Raw genomic sequence first — 20,004 nt, 5'->3', positions numbered from 1 at the left:
AAAGCCGCCAGGGTGACTGGCGGCTTTCTGTGGTTGTCTGTGCGATTTTCGGTTTACTGCAATCGCGCTCCACTCTCCGCCGCCGGCATCGGATAGCCATAAAACCAAAAGTAGTAGCGGGTGGAAGAGAGGAGCATGTTTCTACAAATAGCACGATGCCGGGCGCGTGCAAAGTCTCGTTTGGCATGACGGCATGCAGGGATGCCCCTCCAGGCCTTACGCCCCTCTCCCGTCGGGAGAGGGGTTGGGGTGAGGGTACGGCTTCGCCGCAGCACCCCGCTCCGCCCGCACCCTCACCCGGCTTCCGCCCCCCTCTCCCACAGGGAGAGGGATTCGCTCGCGAGACGATGCCGCATGATTGACAGCGCCACCGGTTCGGCTAACGTCCCGGAAGGGCATCCAGGGAAGCAATCCACGGTGGCAACACTCATTCCGACCCGCAACAGCTGCCTGCCGCGCATGACCGGCGGCGAGAAGCGTGTTTCCGAGCGACTGGAACAGAAGCTCGAGGACGACTACCTGCTGTGGTACGACGTACCGATCGGACTGAAGCAGCGTCGCCCGGACTTCGTGGTGTTCCACCCGCGCCGCGGCCTGCTGGTGCTGGAAGTGAAGGACTGGAAGGCCGAGACGATCCAGCAGGCCGACCGTACCCAGTTCACCCTGGTCACCGACCGCGGGCTGGCCAAGGAAACCAGTCCGCTGCTGCAGGCTCGCGCCTACGCGCTGGAAATCGGCGTGGTACTGGAACGCGACCCGGCCCTGCGCCACCCCGAAGGGCACCGTCATGCCGGCAAGCTGATCATGCCGTGGGCCTACGGCGTGATCCTGGCCAACATCACGCGCAAACAGTTCATCGACGGCGGGCTGGCGGCGGTGATTCCCGACCATCTGGCGATCTGCCGCGACGAGCTCTACGAGACGGCCGACGCCGAGGTATTCCAGGAACAGCTGTGGGCGATGTTCCCGCAGGTGTTTCCGGTGGCCCTGACCCTGCCGCAGATCGACCGCGTGCGCTGGCACCTGTTCCCGGAGCTGCGCGTGGAACCGGGCAGCGGCCAGTTCGGCCTGTTCGCGTCATCCGGCGAGAGCGCGTCGCGTACGCTGGCGATTCCCGACCTGGTCAAGGTGATGGACGCCCAGCAGGAACAACTGGCGCGTTCGCTGGGCGACGAGCACCGCATCATCCACGGCGTCGCCGGCTCGGGCAAGACGATGATCCTCGGCTTCCGCGCCATGCAACTGGCGCGTGCGCTGCACAAGCCGATCCTGGTGCTCTGCTACAACAAGACGCTGGCCGCGCGGCTGGAACAATTGATCGGCGAACGCGGCCTGAGCGAACGGGTGCAGGTGTGCAACTTCCACAAGTGGTGCCGGAAAATGCTGGTGGCTTATCACGAGCCGCTGCCGCCGGGCCATGGCAAGGCCTTCACCGACGCGTTGCCGCCGGCCGTCATCGCCGGCGTGGACAAGGGCCAGATTCCGCGCTTCCAGTACGGCGCCGTGCTGATCGACGAAGGCCACGATTTCGAGCCGGACTGGTACAAGCTGATCGTGCAGATGATCGACCCGTCCACCAACTCGCTGCTGGTGTTGTACGACGACGCGCAGAACATCTACGGCCAGGCCAGCCGCAAGAAAATCAGCTGGAAGAGCATGGGCGTGCAGGCGCAGGGGCGCACCACCATCCTCAAGCTCAACTACCGCAACACGCTGGAGATTCTTGCCGTGGCGCGTGGCTTCGCCAGCGAGCTGCTTGCCGAGCGCCCCGATGAGGACGACGGCATCCCGCTGATCGCGCCGGAAAGCGCCGGCCGGCGTGGCCCGCTGCCCGAACTGATCCGCACCGACACCGCGGCTGCCCAGCTCGACGCGCTGATCGCCCAGTTGCGCGACGAACACGCGCACGGTCGTCCGTACTCCGACATGGCGGTGATCTTCCGCAACCAGTGGGAAGGCGAGAAGCTGCAGGAAGCCCTGCGCCGCGAGGACATCCCCAGCCGGCTCGCCGAGGGCAACGGCAAGAGCTCGCTGTTCGTGGTGGGCGACAGCGTGAAGCTGGTCACCATGCATTCCAGCAAGGGGCTGGAATTTCCGTTCGTCATCATTCCCGGCCTCGGCTCGCTACCCAAGCCCGGCCAAGGCGAAGCCGACGAGGCGCGCCTGCTCTACGTGGCGATGACCCGCGCCACCGAACGGCTGGTGCTGATCCACCACGACGATTCGGTGTTCAGCAAGCGCATCCGCGATTCGATCAACGAGGTACAGGCACAGCTTGCGCCACCGGGTTGACACACCCGCCCGCCACCGTCATGGCCACGTTCAGCCATGCGGGTACAGGCTCACGCACAGGGCAACATGCCCTTGCCGCAGGAGAAGTTCCGATGAGACGACTTGCCTGGCTCGCCACGCTTCCGCTGCTGGTTCTCCCGCTCACCGTCTTGGCCGCGGATGGCTACACCACCGGCAACGTCAACCTTCGTGCCGGCCCGGATACCAGTTATCCACGCCTGGATACCCTGCCCGCCGGCGCACCGGTGGATATCCAGGGCTGCACCAGCGGCTGGGAATGGTGCGACGTGGTGTTCCAGGGTGAACGCGGCTGGGTCGCCGGCAACTTCATCCAGTACCAGTACCAGAATCAGGACGTGCTGGTGCCGCAGTACGGTGCGCAGATCGGCATTCCCATCGTCACCTTCGTGATCCAGACCTACTGGGACAACTACTACCGCAACCGACCGTTCTACCGCGAGCGCCAGCGCTGGTACGGTCGACCGATGCCGCACCGCCCGCCGCCGCGCCCGATCTACCGGCCCGCGCCACCACGCCACCACGGCATGCCTTATCGTCCGACAACGCCTGTACGCCCTTCGCGTCCATTGCCGGATCGCCACCCGCAACCCATGCCGCCACGCCCGCACGTAATGCCGCGTCCCAATCCCGGGCAGCATGGCGGCAATTCGGGCTGGAACGGCCATGATGCAGGACGTCCGCAGGGCAACGCGCGCCCTGCGCAGACGGCCGGTCACGGCGCACCGGGTTCGCATGGCAGGCCCACCGGGCGCGGCGAGTCCAGGCAGCACGACAAGGATCAGCACGACCACTGATTCGCAGCGTTCCCGGAGGCCGCGACCTCCGGGAACCTGCATTTCCCACCGGCGACTCCGATCCTCCCGCGCAGGCCTGCGCTAGACTGCGCGACATTCGTCCCGGGGAAACCGCACCATGCGCCGCCTGCTCGCCCTTCTCGCCACCGCCCTGCTTGCCACGCTCGTTGTCGTACCGCTGGCGGGTGCGGCCACTGACGCCCCGCAACTGGTGAAGATCGATCGCACGGTAGGCACCGGGCCAGTCGCCAATGACGGCGACGAGGTACGCGTCAATTACACCGGCTGGCTGTACGACGCCAACGCCAAGGATCACCACGGCGCGAAGTTCGACAGCTCCTACGACAACGGCGCACCGATCAGCTTCACGCTGGGCGCGGGCCAGGTGATCGAAGGCTGGGACCAGGGCATTCGCGGCATGCATGTCGGCGGCAAGCGCACGCTGGTGATTCCGGCACGACTGGGCTACGGCAGCCGCGGTGCGGGTGATGACATCCCTCCCGGCGCCACGCTGGTGTTCGACGTGGAGCTGGTCGGCGTCGACTGAGCGCGCGTGCGCCAGGAAACGCGCCTCCCGGAAAGCCTTACGAGCTGCACGACAGCATCGAGCAACCCGGTTTGTGGCGCGCCCAGTCGGGGCGCTTCTGCGCATAGGCTTCGTGCCCGGGCTGGTCGTCATACGGATGACGCATCACCTCCAGCAATTCGCTGATGCCGGCATGGTCGCCCTGGCTGGCGCGATCGATCGCCTGCTGCGCGAGGTAGTTGCGCAGCACGTAGCGAGGATTGGCGGCACGCATGCGGTTACGTCGCTGACCGGAAGTGAGCGGATCGTCGGCAAGGCGCGCCGCATAGCGCTGCAACCAGTCACCGAATGCCGCTTCGTTCGCGCGCAATTTCGCCTCGTCGTAGAACGCGTCGCGCAGCGCAGATGTCAGCATCGGCGCATTCGCGTCGAGATCACCCAACGCGCGGAACCATAGCGTCATGTCCACCTCGGCCTGCCGCAGCAAACCATGCAGCGACTGCATCAGGGCCACGTCATCCTCGCGGCATTCGGCCAGGCCCAGCTTGTCAGCCATGTTGGCGCGGTCCGCCTCGGCATAGACCGCGGCATAGCGATCCAGCCCCGCCTGCAACGGTGCGATATCGCCAAACAGCGGCGCCAACGCACCGGCGAGGCGTGACAGGTTCCACCACGCCACATCCGGCTGCTGGCCGTAGCGGTAGCGACGACGCTGCGCATCGGTGGTGTTCGGCGTCCAGTCCGGGTCGAAGTTGTCGACCCAGCCGTAGGGGCCGTAGTCGAGCGTGAGACCGGTGATCGACATGTTGTCGGTGTTCATCACGCCATGCACGAAGCCCACGCGCATCCATTGCGCCACCAGTTGCGCGGTGCGCGCGCAGACCTCGCCGAACCAGTCGGCATGCAGTGATTCGCCCTGCCCGGTCAGATGCGGAAAATCGCGACGGAGGGTGAACTCCACCAGCGAACGCAGCAACGGGACGTCGTTGCGCGAAGCAGGCAACTCGAAATGCCCGAAACGGATGAACGACGGCGCGGCGCGACAGACGATGGCGCCGGGCTCGTCCTGTACGTGGCCGTCGTAGAACATGTCGCGCAACACCGGTTCACCGGTCCCCACCAGGCACAGCGCACGCGTGGTGGGAATGCCCAGGTGATGCATCGCCTCGCTGCACAGGAATTCGCGGATCGACGAGCGCAACACCGCGCGGCCGTCCGCGCCGCGCGAATACGGCGTGGCGCCGGCACCCTTGAGCTGCAGCTCCCAACGTTCGCCGGCGGCACTGATGGTTTCGCCCAGCGAGATCGCCCGACCATCACCAAGCTGCCCCGCCCACACGCCGAACTGATGGCCGCCGTAATTCGCCGCCCAGGGCTGCATGCCGTCGAGCAAGGCATTGCCGCCGAACACCTGCGCGAACGTCTCGCTGGCGACATCCGCCTCACTGAATCCAAGCGCGGAGGCCATTTCCGCCGAATGCGCAAGCACCCGTGGCGCCGCCACCGGCGTCGGTTCCACCCGCGAATACAGCGCGCCTGCCACCTGGCGCAGGCGCGGTCCGGTTTCCGGATCGCCGGGCAGCTCGCGAAGATAAGCGTTGTCGAAATGAAGCGTATGCATGCTGACAAGTTTGAGGCACACCGCCCCACATGCAAGCGCAGCGGATGCAAGCTGCCGCTATAGTCTCAGCCCCCATCCCGGCCACATGTCCATGAACAGCCCCAGCGACGCCATCACCGCCGGCCTGACCCCGGCCGACGCCCCCTACATCGAGGCGACCCGCCGCTGGGTGGAACGCGCGGTACTCGGTCTCAACCTGTGCCCGTTCGCGTATGCGCCGTTTGCCCAGCAGAAAATCCGTTACGCGGTCAGCCATGCGCGCGACAGCGACGGCCTGCTCGATGACCTGTGCGGCGAACTGCAAAGCCTGGCTGCGGCCGACCCCAACGACTGCGAAACCACCTTGCTGGTCCATCCGCACGTGTTCGGCGATTTCTTCGAGTACAACGACTTCCTCGACGTGGTCGATGCGGCCGTGCAGACCTTGTCGCTGGAAGGCGTGCTGCAGGTGGCCAGCTTCCACCCGGACTACCAGTTTGCCGACAGCGCGCCGGACGACATCGAGAACTTCAGCAATCGCGCTCCTTATCCCACCCTGCACCTGCTGCGCGAAGCCAGCGTGGAACGTGCAGTGGACGCGATGAGCGATCCGGACGCGATCTATCGACACAACATCGATACCTTGCGCAAGCTCGGTCGCGAAGGCTGGGAAAAACTCTGGAGCGATGCCCCGAAGTGAACCGCGGCCCGCGTGGTTCAGGGTTCGCACGACGATAGCTGTCATGCTGTCGCGTGGACATCTCCCCCGACCCTTACGCCGAAAGCATCGATCCCGGCGTGCAATGCTCGAATTGCGAAGCCGTCTGCTGCCGCCTCACCGTGGTGCTGATGCCGGAAGACCATGTCCCCGACTGGCTGGTCGAGCATGACATCCGCGGCCTGGAAACACTGGCCAAGGGCGACGATGGCTGGTGCGCCGCACTGGACCCGAACACGTTCCGCTGCACCATCTACGACGAGCGACCGGCCATTTGTCGCAAATACGCCATGGGCAGCCCCAGTTGCCGCGACGAGCGGCGCAAATGGCGCCAGGTTCCCACGCCGATCATGCTGACCTCGTAGTCATTCTTGCCACTCTTTTTTCAAGGCAAAGTCAACTAGGAAAAATGATTACTTGATCACACCCCGGGGTGATTTGCTACAGTCCAGCCACGGCGGCACAGGGGCTGCCCGGAGCAACTCACATGCATACGCTTCATGCCCGTTCTCCGCTCGCGCGGGGGATGCACATGGTGGCAGGGATGCTCTCCTTCTTCACGGCCCGGAAAGCCTTGGTACACACATCAGTCCGGCCGCCCAGGCACGACTTCCAGCTGGTTTCCTGGTCCTCTGGCGCGCATTCGCGTCGCGAGGATGAGCTGGCCCGAAGTCGCCTGCTTCGACCCGACCAGGAGTCGCTCCGGGGCGTGCGCTCAGCCTCCGGCTGACGCAGCGGCAAAGATCCGCTCGATCTCGGTTGGTAGCAGCGCCCGCCACATGCCGGCGGGCATGTCGTCCATGGCCAGGCCTCCCACCGACACGCGGCACAAGGTTTCCACCCGGTTGCCGGTGGCGGCGAACATGCGCCGCACCTGGTGATAACGACCTTCGGTGACGCTGAGACGCACCTGTCGCGGCGCCAGCACCTCCAGGCAGGCCGGTGCCAACGGCGTGGTCTCCGACTCCAGCATCAGCGTGCCGCTGGCGAACAGCTCGCCCTCGTCGCCGCGCAAGTCCTCGGCCAGCGTCGCCTCGTAGACCTTGTTGACCTGCGCCTTCGGCGAAATGATCCGGTGCAACAGCGCGCCATCGTCGGTGAACAGCAACAGGCCCGAGGTGTCGCGGTCCAGCCGGCCCACCGTGGACAAGGCCGGATCACGTTGACGATAGCGTAGCGGCAACAGGTCGTAGACCACGCGCCCCTGGTCCTTGCGCGAACAGGTCACGCCCAGTGGCTTGTGCATCATCAGCACCAACCCGGTCGGCGGATCCAGCGGCTCGCCATCGACGAGAATGCGCTCGTGCGGCAGTTTGTCGTCGGCATACAGCACCTCGCCGTCGACATCGGTGACGCGACCTTCGCGAAACATCCAGGCCACGTCCCTGCGGCTGCCATAGCCGAGATTGGCGAGCAGTCTGACCAGCTTCATGTACGCACTCCACTCGCTTCGATGATCTTGAATCCCGCCTGCACCGTTACCTCGCGCACGATGCCGAAGCGTTCGGCCAGCGTCGCTTCGTACGGCAGGTGCCGGTTCGCCACCAGCCACAGCCGGCCGTGCGGCAGCAAGGCATCCGCCGCCGCGCCGATGAACGCGCGGCCAAGATCGGGCAAATCCGCGCGCCCCTGGTGGAATGGCGGGTTGCTGACGATGGCGTCGTAGCGCTGTGGCAAGCCACGCGTGACATCGTGCCAGTGCGTTGCCACGGCGATCTCGCGGCCGCAATCGGCAACTGCCTTCGCCAGGTTCATCCGCGCCGGTTCCAGCGCCCGTGCCTCGGCCTCGTACAGGTCGAGCGCTGTCACCCGGGGGCAACGCGCCACCACTTGCGTGGACAGGTAACCGTAACCGGCACCGAGATCGGCGACGCGACCGTGCAAGTCATCCGGCAGGTGCTCGGCCAGCAGTGCGGAAGCGGCATCGATGCGATTCCATGCGAACAGGCCCGGCCTGCTGACCAGCCCTGGCGCAATCTCACGCGGCGCGTCCAGTGCCAGCCATTCGTCCCGCACGGCTACGTCGACCGGTGCGCCCGGCTTCGTCCAGAACACCCGGCACTTGTGCTTGGATACGCTGCGCAGCGGCCCGGCCAGTCGCATCAAGTCGCCCTCGGCCGATTTCGCCCCCTCGGCGTTCGGTACGCAGGCCAGCACTGCACCGCCCGGCGCTACATGCTGCAGCGCTTGCGCGAACAGTGCACGCATCTCGTCGCGCTGGCGCGGCGGCAGCACCAGCACCAGCGGAAAGCGTTCATCGGTAGCCACCTCGCCCACGTTCAAGCCACTGCGTTGCAAAGCCTCGGCAAATGGCTTGAAACCCTGCACGCACAGCCAACCCGGCCGCGCTAGCTCGCGCAAGCGAAAGCCGTCGCGCGCGCGCAGGAAGAGCACGCGACCGTCCTCCGGCCAGCGCAGCTCGCCGGAGGCGAAGGGCACGAACAAGGCATCCAGGGCCACATCGGGCGCGGGCGTGGAAAAACCGGCAACGGTCACGGCGAGGTTCGGATGGAAAACGGGCCGTTATTGTACGTGCCCACGCTCCTGGCGTTCAGCGCTTGCCCTTGGCGTCCAGCATCGCCTTCAGGTCCGCGAACGGATTGCCGGTGGCGGGCGCGGGCGTCGCGTCCTCGTAACCGGCACCACGCACGTGGTCGATATAGCGCGAATGCTCGTTGTCATGGCAGTACACGCACAGCAGTTCCCAGTTGCTGCCATCAGCCGGGTTGTCATCGTGGTTGTGGTTGCGGTGGTGCACGGTCAATTCCTGCACGTTCGCGCGGGTGAACTCCCGCGCACAGCGGCCGCATATCCACGGGTACATCTTCAGCGCGCGCTCGCGATAGCCCAGCTCACGCTGTTCGGCGGCGCGACGCGCCTCGGCCACGATGCGGTCGAGGCGGTCGTTGTCCAGCTTGCCTGGCGTGGCCATGGCTTTATCTCGGCAATTCGGTGGCGGCGATTATGCCGCGCCACGCCCCATCCGGGCGATCCAGCGATACAGGATCACCACGGTAGCCACGAACGCGATGCCGCCGATCCAGATCCCCTCGGTGTGGAAGCTCTCGCCGACCAGCGCCAGCGGCGCGTCGTGGTTGCTGAAGCCGAGCTTGTCGGAGAACGCCACCAGCGCCGCCACGATCACGCCGAGCAGGCTCTCGCCCACGATCAGGCCCGAAGCCAGCAGCACGCCGAGTTGTTTGGTCGGCTCGGGATTCGGACCGCGCTCGGCACGCTTGTCGAACCACGCGCCGACCAGCGCGCCGACCACCACCATCAGCGTGGTCGAGGTTGGCAGGTAGATGCCCAGGCCCACGGCCAGCGGCGGCAGGCGCATCGTCTTGCCGGCCAGGCCAAGCAGTTCGTCCACCACGATGATCGCCACGCCGATGGCGGCGCCGATGCCGATCAGGCTCCAGTCGATGTTGCCGGTGATCACGCCCTGCGCCAGCGCCGAAATCAGGCCGGCCTGCGGTGCTGGCAAGGCACGTGCCGGATCCACGCCCGGCGCACCGAGGAAGCCATAGGCCTGGTTCAACAGGTCGAGCACCGGCGGAATCACGATGGCACCGGCAATCACGCCGATCACCAGCGCCCACTGCTGCAGCGACGGCGTGGCGTCGACCAGTTGGCCGGTCTTGAGATCCTGCAGGTTGTTGTTGGCGATCGAGGCGACCGCAAACACGATCGAGGTGATGAACAGCGCGAACGCCACCAGCGCCTTGCCCGCATCGGCCGGCATCAGCGACTTCACCCCCAGCACCAGCAACAGTGCGGCGATGATGACAACCAGGATGCCCACGCCCGACAGCGGACTGTTGGACGAACCGATCAGGCCCGCCATGTAGCCACACACGGCCGAAACCAGGAAGCTGAGGATCACCACGAAGATGATGCCACCGGTGACCAGCAACGCGGTGTGCGAACCCAGCCCGCTGACGTTGCTGAAATGCCCGAGCAGCCAGCCCACCGGAATCAGGCACAACAGGGTGATCAGGCCGACCATGCCGATCGGCATGTCGTGCTCGGTACGCGGCAGGGTGTGCAGCTGACCGCTCTTGCGCGCGCGCGAGGCGCGCATCGCGCCGGTGAGGCCGCTGATCACCGGCTTCACCAGCTTGGCCAGGGTCCAGATCGCCGCCACGCCGATGGTGCCGGCGCCGACGAAGCGCACATAGTGGCTCCAGGCGCCTTGCGCCACTTCCGAGGCCAGCCCGCTGGCCGGATGCAGCAGCAGAAAGTGCGGCACCGCCCAGCCCCAGCCGATCAACGCCCCCACCAGCATAGCCACGCCCACCCACAGGCCAACCAGATGGCCTACGGCGAACAGCGCGAACGAAAGGCTGAAATCAAAACCGGTGGCTGCGCTCTTGTCGCTGCCCACATGGAAATAGTCCGACACCGCCGTGGCGAACACCCGGGTCTGCACGATCACGTAGAACACCGCCGAAACCACCGCGCCCGCGATCACCGCCTTCAGCCCGGAACCACCGGACTCCACCGATTCGGCGGCTTCCTGCGAACTGCTCGAACCGACTTTCAGCACCTCCGCGCAAGCCACGCCTTCGGGATACGGCAAGTCCGAATCGGTGACCAGCGCACGACGCAGCGGAATGGTGTACATCACGCCGAGGATGCCGCCAGTGGCGCAGATGCCGAACGAGATCCAGAACGGGAAGCCGTTCCACCAGCCGATGATGATCAGGCCCGGCAACACGAAGATGATCGCGGACAGCGTACCGGCGGCCGACGCTACCGTCTGCACGATGTTGTTTTCCTGCATGGTCGAGTTCTTCATCGCCCGCAGGATCGCCATCGAGATCACCGCCGCCGGGATCGAAGTGGCGAAAGTGAGGCCGGCCTTGAGGCCGAAGAACACGTTGGCCGCGGTGAACACCACGGTAATCAAGATGCCGATGACCAGACTGCGGATGGTCAGCTCGGCGCGCGGCGCATCGCCGGCCTGGAGAGGTGTGTTCACAAATGCAGCTCCCTGGAAGTTTCGGGCGTCAAGATAACGTGGAATGAGGCGCCAGTGGTGATTCCAGCGTGCGCGCACTCTCGAAGCGACGTCGTTCGCCCGTCAGCGGATCGTCAAATGCCAGGGCCTGTGCCAGCAATTGCAACGGACGCGCGTGATCATCGGGCGCCTCGGCCATCAGCACCGGATACAGCGGGTCATGCCGGATCGGCGCACCCAGCCCCGCCATCTGCACGCGCAACTGGTGCTTGCGGCCGGTATGCGGATACAGCGCGTAGCGCCAGTCACCAGCGCCACGTACGAGTACCTCGATGCGCGTCTCGCTGTTGGGCGGCCCATCGACTTCGTGCATGCGAAAGAACGGCTCGCCCGCCACGATGCGCGAGCGCCGGACGAGCGGAAACACCGGTTCCGGCAACGGCGGTGCCAGCGCCTCGTAGCGCTTTTCGATCGTCCGCTCGCGGAACAGCGCCTGATACGCCGCCCGACTATCCGGACGCGTGGAAAACAGCACCAGGCCCGCAGTAAGCCGATCGATGCGATGCAATGGCACCAGGTCCGCGTTGCCGGTGCGCTTCACCAATCGCGCCAGCAAGGTCTCCTCCACGAAACGCCCCGCCGGAGTCACTGGCAGGAAATGCGGCTTGTCGGCCACCAGCAGGTGCTGGTCGAGATGCAGGATGGTTTCCGCGAACGGGATCGGCTCTTCGTCCGCTACCTCGCGCCAATAGCGAATGCACAGGCCGGCGCGATACGGCGTGGCAGGCGTGATCGGCTGGCCCGCATCGTCCAGCACGCGTCCGCGCGCCATGCGGTCCAGCCATTGCACGCGGCCGACCGTCGCGAAATGCGCGCACAAGCAATCGAGCACGCTCTCCCACGTACCTGGAGGCAAGTGAACGGTACTGGCGGCGATATCCGGCACGACAACCCTCGGCTGCACAAGCTTCGAATTCTAGCGGCACACGCCCATGGCCAGCGTTGCATGACTTCCCGGCCGGAAAGACGGTGGCGTCCGAGAAGCAGTTAGACATCCACGCAACACGCCCCGGTGCATACTGCGCGGGTGCTGTCGTAAGGGAGGCATGCGCGATGTCACGAGGATCATGGGCTTTCTGCAGTGCCATGGCTTGCCTGCTGCTGGCGTTGACGGCTTTCGCCGCCGATACCCCGACACCTGCGCAACCAGCCCCGGCCTTTGCCGCGCGGATCGACCTTCGCGGCCCGATCGGACCGGCCGCCACGGAATACGTGGATGGCACGATCCAGCGCGCCACGACGGATGGTGCCAGTGCCATCGTGCTGCAGATGGACACGCCCGGCGGCCTGTCGGCATCGATGCGGCAGATCATTGCCGGCATCCTGGCCGCGCGAGTGCCGATTCTCTGCTATGTCGCCCCGCCCGGTGCCCGCGCCGCCTCGGCGGGTACCTACATTCTGTACGCCTGCCCCATCGCGGCGATGGCACCGGCCACGCACCTCGGCGCCGCCACGCCGGTCAGCCTCGGCGGCGGCACGCGCATGCCCGCGCTTCCGGCCAGGGCCGCATCGACCCCGGCCGGCGCATCGACTACCGGGCCCGCAGCCGTCAAACCAGCACAGCAACCGCGCGACGCCGAATCCGACAAAGTGCTCAACGACGCGATTGCCTATATCCGCTCGCTGGCGCAGTTGCGCGGACGCAATGCCACGTGGGCCGAACAGGCCGTGCGCGGCGCGGCCACCTTGACCGCCAGTGAGGCCGCCCACCAGCACGTGATCGATTTCGTCGCTGCCGACATCCCGTCGCTGCTGGCCCAGGCGAACGGGCGCCGCGTGCAGGTCGGCGACCAGCTCGTGACGCTGAAGCTGCACGACTTGGCACTGCGCGATTACCCACCCGACGGGCGCGCCCGCTTCCTTGCCATCATCACCAATCCCACCATTGCCTACGTGCTGCTGCTGGCCGGCATCTACGGACTGATCCTGGAAGCCTTCCACCCCGGCACGTTGCTGCCGGGCATCGCGGGTGGCATCTGCCTGCTCATCGGTTTGTACGCGCTGCAGTTGTTGCCGGTGAACTACGCCGGGCTCGCGCTGATGACCCTCGGCATCGCCTTGCTGCTGGCTGAGGTCTTCGTGCCGACGGCGGGCGTACTCGGCATCGGCGGCGTCATCGCGTTCGTGCTGGGCTCGGTCATGCTGTTCCGCAGCGGCGTACCGGGCTATGGCGTGAATCTCGGCGTGATCGCCGGCATCGCATTCTGCGCCGTCGTGTTGCTGGCGCTGCTGCTGCGGCTGGTGATGCGGGCGCGACGCGTCCACCCATCCAGCGGCATCGATGCCATGCTGCAAGCCACCGGTGAACTGCTGCAGCCGGTATCGGCAGGTGGTGAAAGCTGGGTACTCATTGCTGGCGAACGCTGGCGGGTGCAATGCGAGGCGGCGCTTCCCGCCGGTGCGCGCGTGCGCGTGGTCAGCCGTCACAACCTGCTGTTGCAGGTGACACCGGCGTAACTCAAGCCAGGGAGAAGATTCATGGTCGGTTTTTCTGGAGTCATCGTGATCATCGTGATCGCGCTGTTGTTCCTGTCCATCAAGGTATTGCCGGAGTACCAGCGTGGCGTGGTGCTGACGCTGGGCCGCTACACCGGCACCAAGGGACCGGGACTGGTCCTGCTGGTGCCGATCGTGCAGCACATGATCCGGGTGGATCTGCGCGTGACCGTGATGGACGTGCCGCCGCAGGACGTGATCTCGCGCGACAACGTCTCGGTGCGGGTCAACGCGGTGGTGTATTTCCACGTGGTGGATCCAGACAAGTCGGTACTGCAGGTCGAGAATTTCCTGCAGGCCACCAGCCAGCTCGCGCAGACACGATTGCGCTCGGTGCTGGGCCAGCACGAACTGGACGAGATCCTGGCGCAGCGCGACTCGATCAACCACACCTTGCAGACGATTCTGGACGAGGCCACCGACCCCTGGGGCATCAAGGTCACCAATGTCGAGATCAAGGACGTGGACCTCAACGAGACCATGATCCGAGCCATCGCCCGCCAGGCCGAGGCCGAGCGCGAACGCCGCGCCAAGGTCATCCACGCCGAGGGTGAAATGCAGGCCGCGGAAAAGCTGCGCGATGCCGCCGCCATGCTGTCGCAGCAACCCCAGGCGTTGCAGTTGCGCTACCTGCAGACGCTGGCCGACATGTCCAGCAACGGCAAGTCCTCCACCATCGTGTTCCCGCTGCCGCTGGATTTGATCAAGCCGCTGATGGACGTCCTGCCCAAGCCATGAACAAGGAGCGTGGGCGGTAGAAACTTTCGAGGCGAAAAAGTGGCTGCGTGAGGACAGATTTTCGACGATTTGCCGGCCCATAGTGGTTCTATGGGCCAAGAAGCGACGAAGCGCTTCATAACAGCGAAGCTGGTCAAATATGGACCACGCAGACACTTTTGCAGCCCGGAAGATTTCTGCCGCCCACGCTCCTAGGCGCCACATGGCCCCCGCGGGCCTGAGCCTGGCCAGGGAGTAGAATGGGGAGTTATTTTTCCCAGGCACCTCCATGGCTCTCAGCGCCACCATCTACAAGGCCGAACTGTCGATCAGCGACATGGACCGGCACTATTACGCCACCCATGCACTGACCCTGGCGCGCCATCCGTCGGAAACCGAGGAGCGCCTGATGACGCGCCTGCTGGCCTTCGCGCTGTACGCCGACGAGCGGCTGGAGTTCGGCAAGGGTCTCAGCGACACCGACGAACCGGCGTTGTGGCGCAAGGCCTATACCGACGAGATCGAGTTGTGGATCGACGTCGGCCTGCCTGACGAGACGCGCCTGCGCAAGGCCTGCAACCAGTCGCGACAAGTGGTGGTGCTGGCCTACGGTGGCCATGCCACCGACGTGTGGTGGAGCAAGATCGCCAACACGCTCACCCGCCACGACAACCTCAGCGTGCTCGCCATCGACGATGCCGACATGCAGAAACTCGTCGCGTTGTGCGCGCGCACCATGCGCCTGCAATGCCTGATCCAGGACGGCGAATTGCAACTGATCGCCGGAGACGCCACGCTGGCCATCCGTCCCGACATCCGCATGGGCGACTACGCCGTCGCCTGACCACTGACCCATCGATCCAACGAGGCTATCCATGCGCTGGCTACTTCCCCTGCTCGTCCTGTCCACTCTGTTCGTCCTCGCCGCCTGCAACCGCTCGGCGCCGCAGCCCTACCAGGGCGGCAGCGTCGCCACGCTGACCAAGACCGACCTGAAGATCGGCACCGGTCCCGAGGCCAAACCAGGCATGACCGTCGAGGTGAACTACACCGGCTGGCTTTACGACGAACACGCCAAGGACAAGCGCGGCAAGAAGTTCGACAGCTCGCTCGACCACGGCCAGCCGTTCTCCTTCACGCTGGGCCAGGGCATGGTCATCAAGGGCTGGGACGAAGGCGTGGCCGGCATGCACGTAGGCGGCAAGCGCCTGCTGCTGATCCCGGCGGCGCTGGGTTACGGCGCGCGCGGTGCCGGCGGCGTGATTCCGCCGAATGCCTCGCTGGTGTTCGAGGTGGACTTGCTGGGCGTGACGCCGAAATAAAGCCGCCCGGCACAGCCCAAAGCTGTCACCATGTCGATGCGGCGAATCCACGCTCGCAGGAGCACCCCATGAAAGGCATGGTCCAGAAAAAGGGCGACAAGAAGAAGGCCCTGAAGACGCCCAAGGAAAAGAAAGCCGAAAAGGTCGCCAAGAAGGCCGCCAAGAGCTGATTCGGCGCCCTCGCGCCGCGGCCAGCTCCCGCCTCAGTCTTCCGCCTGCGCCGCCTCGCGTCCCTGCTGGCGGATGATGGCTTCCTCGCGCGCGTCGATGATCGACTGCATCACGCTGTCGACGTCCACCGCGCCATCCTCGAACGTGAAGTGGCCGGTCAGCTCGCTGTCCGGCCGCAGTTCACCCTGCTCGAACAACGCCCACATTTCCTCGGCGTAGTGGGTATCGAGCAGTTCCGGCGCGAAGCGCGACAGGCTGATCGTGATGTTGCCCACGTCCCGCCGCAACATGGTGCGCGCGGCATTATTGCCCGCCGCGCTGACCACCTGCGGCAGGTCGATGATCACCGGACCATCGGCGGCCACCAGCACGTTGTATTCGGACAGGTCGCCGTGGATCAGCCCCTCGCACAACATGCATGCGATCTGGCGCACCAGGAAGCGGTGGTAATCGCGTGCCGTTTGCGCCGACAGCTCCACCTCACCCAGCCGCGGCGCGGAAAAACCGTCGGCATCGGTGACCAGTTCCATCACCAGCACGCCACCGAAATAACCGTATGGCTGCGGCACGCGCACGCCCGCGCCCACCAGCTGGTAGAGCGCATCCACTTCGGCACTTTTCCAGGCGGCCTCGGCCTCCTTGCGGCCAAACTTGCTGGCCTTGCCCATCGCACGCGCCTGGCGACTGCCGCGCACCTTGCGACCTTCCTGGTACTGCACGCGCTGCTGGAAGCTGCGCTGGGCCATGTCCTTGTAGACCTTGGCGCAACGCACGTCGTCGCCCGAGCGCACGACATAGACCGACGCTTCCTTGCCGCTTTTCAGCGGGCGCAGAACCTCGTCGATCACACCGTCGTCAATCAGCGCCTGCAGGCCGGCGGGGGTTTTCATGCGGAAATGGGCTCAAAAGCTGGAGGATGACCTGCCATTATGACTGACTGGCCGCCGCCAGGCGGTCGCGCACGGCGGCAATCCGTTCGAACGAGCGCAACCGTGCCGCGTGCTCGAACACGTTGGCGGTGATGATCAGCTCGTCGGGCCGGTGCCGCGCGATGAAAGCAGCCAGGCCCTGCTCGACGGTGTCCGGGGCGCCGACCACGGCGCAAGCCAGCGCATGGTCCACGTTGTGCCGCTCGTGCGGCGCACCATGGCTGGCGATGTCGTCGATCGGCGGCGGCAGCAGGCCCGGCATGCCCCGGCGCAGGTTGATGAAGGCCTGCTGCTGGCTGGTGAACAAGCGCCGCGCCTCGGTGTCGCTGTCGGCCACGACCACGTTGATGCCGAGTATCGCGTACGGCTGCGACAAGCGCGCGGATGGTTGGAACTCGCGGCGATAGACCTCCAGCGCCGCATCCATCGCATCCGGCGCGAAGTGCGAGGCGAACGCATACGGCAGGCCCAGCCTGGCCGCCAGCCGCGCACCGAACAGGCTGGAACCGAGCAGCCATACCGGCACGTCCACGCCCGCCCCCGGCACCGCACGCACAGCCTGGCCAGGTTGGGCCGGTTCGAAGTAGTGCAGCAATTCCAGCACGTCGTCGGGAAAGCTGTCGGCGGCATCCGCATAGCGGCGCAATGCGCGCATCGTCGGCTGATCGGTACCGGGCGCGCGCCCCAGACCCAGGTCGATGCGCCCCGGATACAGCGAAGCGAGCGTGCCGAACTGCTCGGCCACCTGCAGCGGCGCATGATTCGGCAGCATGATGCCGCCCGCGCCGACACGAATGCGCGACGTGCCGCCCGCGACATGGCCGATCAGCACTGCCGTGGCGGCGCTGGCGATACCGGGCATGTTGTGGTGTTCGGCCAGCCAGTAGCGCGTGTAACCGAGCCGGTCGCCCAGCTGCGCCAGCTCCAGCGTGTTGCGAAATGAACGGGTGACGTCGGCGCCTTCGGCAACCGGCGCAAGGTCGAGGATGGAAAACGGAATCATGGGCAGCCTCCGGGGGATGCCCCGACATCTGGGGGCATCTCACCCGGATTGCCAGCCGGATGCGCGAATGCGCCCGCCCGATCCGTCGCGGCGCGGGCGCGAGCCAGCGTCAGTGGTGCGGATTGCCCTTGTTCGCCGCAATGTCGGCGTGAAGGCGCCCGGCGATATCCTTCGCGGCGGCATCCAGCAGCACCGGCAGCGCGCGGGCGTAGGCACCGGACCCCGCATTCGCGGCGACATCGGTAACCGGCTCGGCCGAATAGGCTCCATGCGTGACGAAGCCGCGCTCGTTGATCGTGCAACGAAGCGAGAGATCCATCGCCACCTTGCCCGGCGCATCCTCCTGGTCGACCTTCATGCGGGCGTCGAGCGAATCGCAGCTCACGGTCAGGTCGGTGAAATAATCGGGCTGCAACGACTTGCCCAGCGCGGACTGCAAGGCCGTGGCCAATGCCGGCGCCGGCGTCAGCACCAGCTTCTGCTCCAGCCCCTTCACCTCGATCTGCTCCGGCCCCTGCGACACCTGCAGCCACGGCGCCGTACCCGGCGTAACCATGTTGCCAAGCGGCACCGCCAGACGCACATCGTGGCTGCACGCGGCAACAAGCATGCAGGCCCCCATGGCCCATGCAATACGTTTCATGGATGATCCCCCATCTTAAGCATAAGCTCGGAAATGTAGCCGACGCGGCACGTGCGGGCAATGTCGGACGTCTCATTTCCATGCAAATGGCCGTCCATATCGCACGCCGGCAAGACCGCGACCCATGCCTTTGGGCACACGTCATGCCGGATCCTGGCCACTAGGCTTGGAAGGTTTTCTTCCATCGTCGAGGTTTCATCGTGCACAAGCCCCTGCAAGCCGCCCTGCTGGCTGCCCTGATCATCGCCGGACTGCAGGCGCCTTCCGCGCTGGCCGCCGACAGCCATCATCCCGCTGCCACGCAGGATGCCGGCAGCGCCAACGGCTTCAACCTGCCGGCCTTCCCTGCCGATGCACACGTGACGCAGAGCACCCGGGTCGATGGCCGCACGCTGAAGTACACGGTGACGGTGGGCTCGCTGCCGGTGCGCGACGAGAAGGGCAAGGTCATCGCCCAAGTCGTGTTCACCGCCTACACCATGCCTGGCAAGCATCGCCCGGTGACCTTCGCGGTCAACGGTGGCCCCGGCGCCTCGTCGGTGTATCTCAATCTTGGCGCGATCGGCCCGAAGAAAGTGGACTTCGGCGTGGCCGGTGACACCCCGTCCGAACCCGCCACGCTGCACGACAATCCGGGTACCTGGCTCGGCTTCACCGACCTGGTATTCATCGACCCGGTCGGTACCGGCTACAGCCGTGCGCTGGTGGACGACAAGCAGGCCACCAAGGATTTCTACAGCACCGACACCGACATCAAGTACCTGTCGCGCATCGTCTACGACTGGCTGGTGAAGAACGGCCGCATGGAGTCGCCCAAGTACCTCGTCGGCGAAAGCTATGGTGGCTTCCGCGGTCCGCGCATCACCGATTACCTGCAAACCCAGCTCGGCGTGGCGATGAAGGGCGTGGTGCTGCTGTCGCCGTATCTGGACCCGGGTGCGTCGGACGACGAGAACGTCTCGCCGCTGCCGTGGATGCTCACCCTGCCCTCGATCGCCGCCGCGCACCTGGAGCGCGAGGGCAAGCTCACCGACGCGGCGATGCAGCCGATCATCGATTACACCCGCACCACCTATGCCAGCACGCTGATGCAGGGTCGCTCCAACCCGGCTGCCACCGCCGCGATGATCCAGAAGGTCACCGAGCTGACCGGCCTGGACCCCACCTTCGTGAAGCGCTCCGGCGGCCGCATCGAAACCCAGGCCTATCTGCGCGAGGTGTACCGCGCCGAAGGCAAGCTGGGCAGCCGCTACGATTCCAACGTCACCGCCTGGGACCCGTTCCCGTATGCGCCGCACCAGCGCACCGGCGACCCGATCCTCAACGGCATCATCGCGCCGACCACCACCGCCATGGTCAACTTCGTCACCCAGACCGTGGGCTGGAAGTTCGACGGCCGCTACAACGCACTCAGCTACAAGGTGAACCGGCTGTGGCACGAAGACGATGACGCCCGCGATGGCTCGGTATCGCAACTGCGCGAATCGGTGGCCAACGATCCGAACCTGCGCGTGCTGATCGGCCACGGTTGGGACGACCTGTCCTGCCCGTTCATGGCTTCGCTGCTGATCGTCGACCAGATGCCGGCAATGGGCGATCCGAATCGCGTGCAAGTGAAGGAGTATCCGGGCGGCCACATGTTCTACGCCCGCAAGGACAGCCAGGCGATGCTGGTGAAGGACGTCAAGAAACTCTACGGCGTGAACTAATCGAGGGCTGCCATTTACCCCCTCCCCTGCCTGCCCCAAGGGA

At 65.8% G+C, this 20,004-nt stretch carries 19 protein-coding genes; 10 read left to right on the top strand and 9 right to left on the bottom strand.

Annotation, left to right across the window (positions count from 1 at the left end; translation table 11 throughout):
* Window positions 1–459 precede the first annotated feature (459 nt).
* The 3 genes from AB7849_RS07855 to AB7849_RS07845 all read left to right on the top strand — a co-directional run bounded on the left by AB7849_RS07855 (window position 460) and on the right by AB7849_RS07845 (window position 3,654).
* Complete coding sequence (locus AB7849_RS07855; protein WP_050984292.1) at window positions 460–2,292, top strand: 3'-5' exonuclease; 1,833 nt, start codon at window positions 460–462, stop codon at window positions 2,290–2,292.
* A gap of 92 nt (window positions 2,293–2,384) precedes the next feature.
* On the top strand, window positions 2,385–3,107 hold the full coding sequence (locus tag AB7849_RS07850) for an SH3 domain-containing protein (protein ID WP_008209655.1): 723 nt from the start codon (window positions 2,385–2,387) through the stop codon (window positions 3,105–3,107).
* A gap of 118 nt (window positions 3,108–3,225) precedes the next feature.
* Entirely contained in the window at window positions 3,226–3,654 is a 429-nt protein-coding gene (locus AB7849_RS07845) for an FKBP-type peptidyl-prolyl cis-trans isomerase (RefSeq protein ID WP_008209657.1), read from the top strand.
* A 37-nt stretch (window positions 3,655–3,691) separates the two neighbouring features.
* Here AB7849_RS07845 and AB7849_RS07840 read toward each other — a convergent pair whose 3' ends face one another.
* Complete coding sequence (locus AB7849_RS07840; RefSeq protein WP_008209659.1) at window positions 3,692–5,254, bottom strand: protein adenylyltransferase SelO; 1,563 nt, start codon at window positions 5,252–5,254, stop codon at window positions 3,692–3,694.
* A gap of 91 nt (window positions 5,255–5,345) precedes the next feature.
* Here AB7849_RS07840 and AB7849_RS07835 point away from each other — a divergent pair, with 91 nt between their 5' ends.
* Window positions 5,346–5,933 carry a DUF1415 domain-containing protein gene (locus tag AB7849_RS07835; RefSeq protein ID WP_037098975.1) on the top strand — a complete coding sequence of 196 codons (588 nt, stop codon included), beginning with the start codon at window positions 5,346–5,348 and terminating at the stop codon, window positions 5,931–5,933.
* Window positions 5,934–5,986: 53 nt separating this feature from the next.
* The gene (locus tag AB7849_RS07830; RefSeq protein WP_008209663.1) at window positions 5,987–6,316 is read left to right on the top strand and encodes a YkgJ family cysteine cluster protein; all 330 of its coding nucleotides are present in this window, start codon (window positions 5,987–5,989) and stop codon (window positions 6,314–6,316) included.
* Between the two features lie 350 nt (window positions 6,317–6,666).
* Here the strand turns inward: AB7849_RS07830 and AB7849_RS07825 are convergent, their stop codons facing one another.
* From AB7849_RS07825 to AB7849_RS07805, 5 genes are read right to left on the bottom strand one after another with little or no spacing between them, the layout of a single operon-like run.
* On the bottom strand, window positions 6,667–7,383 hold the full coding sequence (locus AB7849_RS07825; protein ID WP_008209666.1) for a pseudouridine synthase: 717 nt from the start codon (window positions 7,381–7,383) through the stop codon (window positions 6,667–6,669).
* Window positions 7,380–8,447 carry a class I SAM-dependent methyltransferase gene (locus AB7849_RS07820; protein WP_008209668.1) on the bottom strand — a complete coding sequence of 356 codons (1,068 nt, stop codon included), beginning with the start codon at window positions 8,445–8,447 and terminating at the stop codon, window positions 7,380–7,382. The genes AB7849_RS07825 and AB7849_RS07820 overlap by 4 nt, the downstream gene beginning before the upstream one ends.
* Window positions 8,448–8,502: 55 nt before the next feature.
* A complete protein-coding gene (locus AB7849_RS07815; protein ID WP_008209670.1) occupies window positions 8,503–8,883 on the bottom strand; it encodes a YajD family HNH nuclease in 381 nt (126 codons plus the stop codon).
* Window positions 8,884–8,913: 30 nt separating this feature from the next.
* On the bottom strand, window positions 8,914–10,932 hold the full coding sequence (locus AB7849_RS07810) for an OPT family oligopeptide transporter (protein WP_008209672.1): 2,019 nt from the start codon (window positions 10,930–10,932) through the stop codon (window positions 8,914–8,916).
* A 28-nt stretch (window positions 10,933–10,960) separates the two neighbouring features.
* Window positions 10,961–11,803 carry a pseudouridine synthase gene (locus tag AB7849_RS07805; RefSeq protein WP_008209674.1) on the bottom strand — a complete coding sequence of 281 codons (843 nt, stop codon included), beginning with the start codon at window positions 11,801–11,803 and terminating at the stop codon, window positions 10,961–10,963.
* Between the two features lie 221 nt (window positions 11,804–12,024).
* Between AB7849_RS07805 and AB7849_RS07800 the strand changes: the two genes are divergently transcribed.
* The 4 genes from AB7849_RS07800 (at window position 12,025) to AB7849_RS07785 (ending at window position 15,506) form a co-directional block, all read left to right on the top strand.
* Window positions 12,025–13,428 (top strand): NfeD family protein, encoded by a 1,404-nt coding sequence (locus AB7849_RS07800; RefSeq protein ID WP_369500792.1) that lies wholly within the window; start codon window positions 12,025–12,027, stop codon window positions 13,426–13,428.
* Window positions 13,429–13,449: 21 nt separating this feature from the next.
* Window positions 13,450–14,205 (top strand): slipin family protein, encoded by a 756-nt coding sequence (locus AB7849_RS07795; protein ID WP_008217119.1) that lies wholly within the window; start codon window positions 13,450–13,452, stop codon window positions 14,203–14,205.
* Between the two features lie 268 nt (window positions 14,206–14,473).
* A complete protein-coding gene (locus AB7849_RS07790; protein WP_008209230.1) occupies window positions 14,474–15,028 on the top strand; it encodes a YaeQ family protein in 555 nt (184 codons plus the stop codon).
* 31 nt (window positions 15,029–15,059) lie between these two features.
* Window positions 15,060–15,506 (top strand): FKBP-type peptidyl-prolyl cis-trans isomerase, encoded by a 447-nt coding sequence (locus tag AB7849_RS07785; protein ID WP_008209228.1) that lies wholly within the window; start codon window positions 15,060–15,062, stop codon window positions 15,504–15,506.
* Between the two features lie 203 nt (window positions 15,507–15,709).
* Here AB7849_RS07785 and AB7849_RS07780 read toward each other — a convergent pair whose 3' ends face one another.
* From AB7849_RS07780 to AB7849_RS07770, 3 genes are all read right to left on the bottom strand, one after another.
* Window positions 15,710–16,567, bottom strand: coding sequence for a PA4780 family RIO1-like protein kinase (locus AB7849_RS07780; RefSeq protein WP_008209226.1), 858 nt, complete (start codon window positions 16,565–16,567; stop codon window positions 15,710–15,712).
* 37 nt (window positions 16,568–16,604) lie between these two features.
* On the bottom strand, window positions 16,605–17,609 hold the full coding sequence (locus AB7849_RS07775) for an LLM class flavin-dependent oxidoreductase (RefSeq protein ID WP_008209224.1): 1,005 nt from the start codon (window positions 17,607–17,609) through the stop codon (window positions 16,605–16,607).
* Between the two features lie 109 nt (window positions 17,610–17,718).
* Window positions 17,719–18,252: a hypothetical protein gene (locus AB7849_RS07770; RefSeq protein ID WP_008209223.1), complete on the bottom strand. Its 534-nt coding sequence runs from the start codon at window positions 18,250–18,252 to the stop codon at window positions 17,719–17,721.
* A gap of 200 nt (window positions 18,253–18,452) precedes the next feature.
* Here AB7849_RS07770 and AB7849_RS07765 point away from each other — a divergent pair, with 200 nt between their 5' ends.
* Entirely contained in the window at window positions 18,453–19,961 is a 1,509-nt protein-coding gene (locus tag AB7849_RS07765) for a S10 family peptidase (RefSeq protein ID WP_008209221.1), read from the top strand.
* The last annotated feature ends 43 nt before the right edge of the window (window positions 19,962–20,004 follow it).

Origin of the sequence: Rhodanobacter sp. FW021-MT20 (genome assembly GCF_041107475.1) — a bacterium.
Lineage (GTDB): Bacteria > Pseudomonadota > Gammaproteobacteria > Xanthomonadales > Rhodanobacteraceae > Rhodanobacter_A > Rhodanobacter_A glycinis.
This window is presented reverse-complemented; position numbering and strand designations above follow the sequence as displayed.

Bases quoted from the DNA above. Each gene is read 5' to 3' on its own strand.
- AB7849_RS07855 (WP_050984292.1), top strand. From the start codon at position 460: ATGACCGGCGGCGAGAAGCGTGTTTCCGAGCGACTGGAACAGAAGCTC.
- AB7849_RS07785 (WP_008209228.1), top strand. From the start codon at position 15,060: ATGCGCTGGCTACTTCCCCTGCTCGTCCTGTCCACTCTGTTCGTCCTC.
- AB7849_RS07850 (WP_008209655.1), top strand. From the start codon at position 2,385: ATGAGACGACTTGCCTGGCTCGCCACGCTTCCGCTGCTGGTTCTCCCG.
- AB7849_RS07795 (WP_008217119.1), top strand. From the start codon at position 13,450: ATGGTCGGTTTTTCTGGAGTCATCGTGATCATCGTGATCGCGCTGTTG.
- AB7849_RS07815 (WP_008209670.1), bottom strand. From the start codon at position 8,883: ATGGCCACGCCAGGCAAGCTGGACAACGACCGCCTCGACCGCATCGTG.
- AB7849_RS07775 (WP_008209224.1), bottom strand. From the start codon at position 17,609: ATGATTCCGTTTTCCATCCTCGACCTTGCGCCGGTTGCCGAAGGCGCC.
- AB7849_RS07840 (WP_008209659.1), bottom strand. From the start codon at position 5,254: ATGCATACGCTTCATTTCGACAACGCTTATCTTCGCGAGCTGCCCGGC.
- AB7849_RS07780 (WP_008209226.1), bottom strand. From the start codon at position 16,567: ATGAAAACCCCCGCCGGCCTGCAGGCGCTGATTGACGACGGTGTGATC.
- AB7849_RS07790 (WP_008209230.1), top strand. From the start codon at position 14,474: ATGGCTCTCAGCGCCACCATCTACAAGGCCGAACTGTCGATCAGCGAC.
- AB7849_RS07825 (WP_008209666.1), bottom strand. From the start codon at position 7,383: ATGAAGCTGGTCAGACTGCTCGCCAATCTCGGCTATGGCAGCCGCAGG.
- AB7849_RS07835 (WP_037098975.1), top strand. From the start codon at position 5,346: ATGAACAGCCCCAGCGACGCCATCACCGCCGGCCTGACCCCGGCCGAC.
- AB7849_RS07770 (WP_008209223.1), bottom strand. From the start codon at position 18,252: ATGAAACGTATTGCATGGGCCATGGGGGCCTGCATGCTTGTTGCCGCG.
- AB7849_RS07800 (WP_369500792.1), top strand. From the start codon at position 12,025: ATGTCACGAGGATCATGGGCTTTCTGCAGTGCCATGGCTTGCCTGCTG.
- AB7849_RS07845 (WP_008209657.1), top strand. From the start codon at position 3,226: ATGCGCCGCCTGCTCGCCCTTCTCGCCACCGCCCTGCTTGCCACGCTC.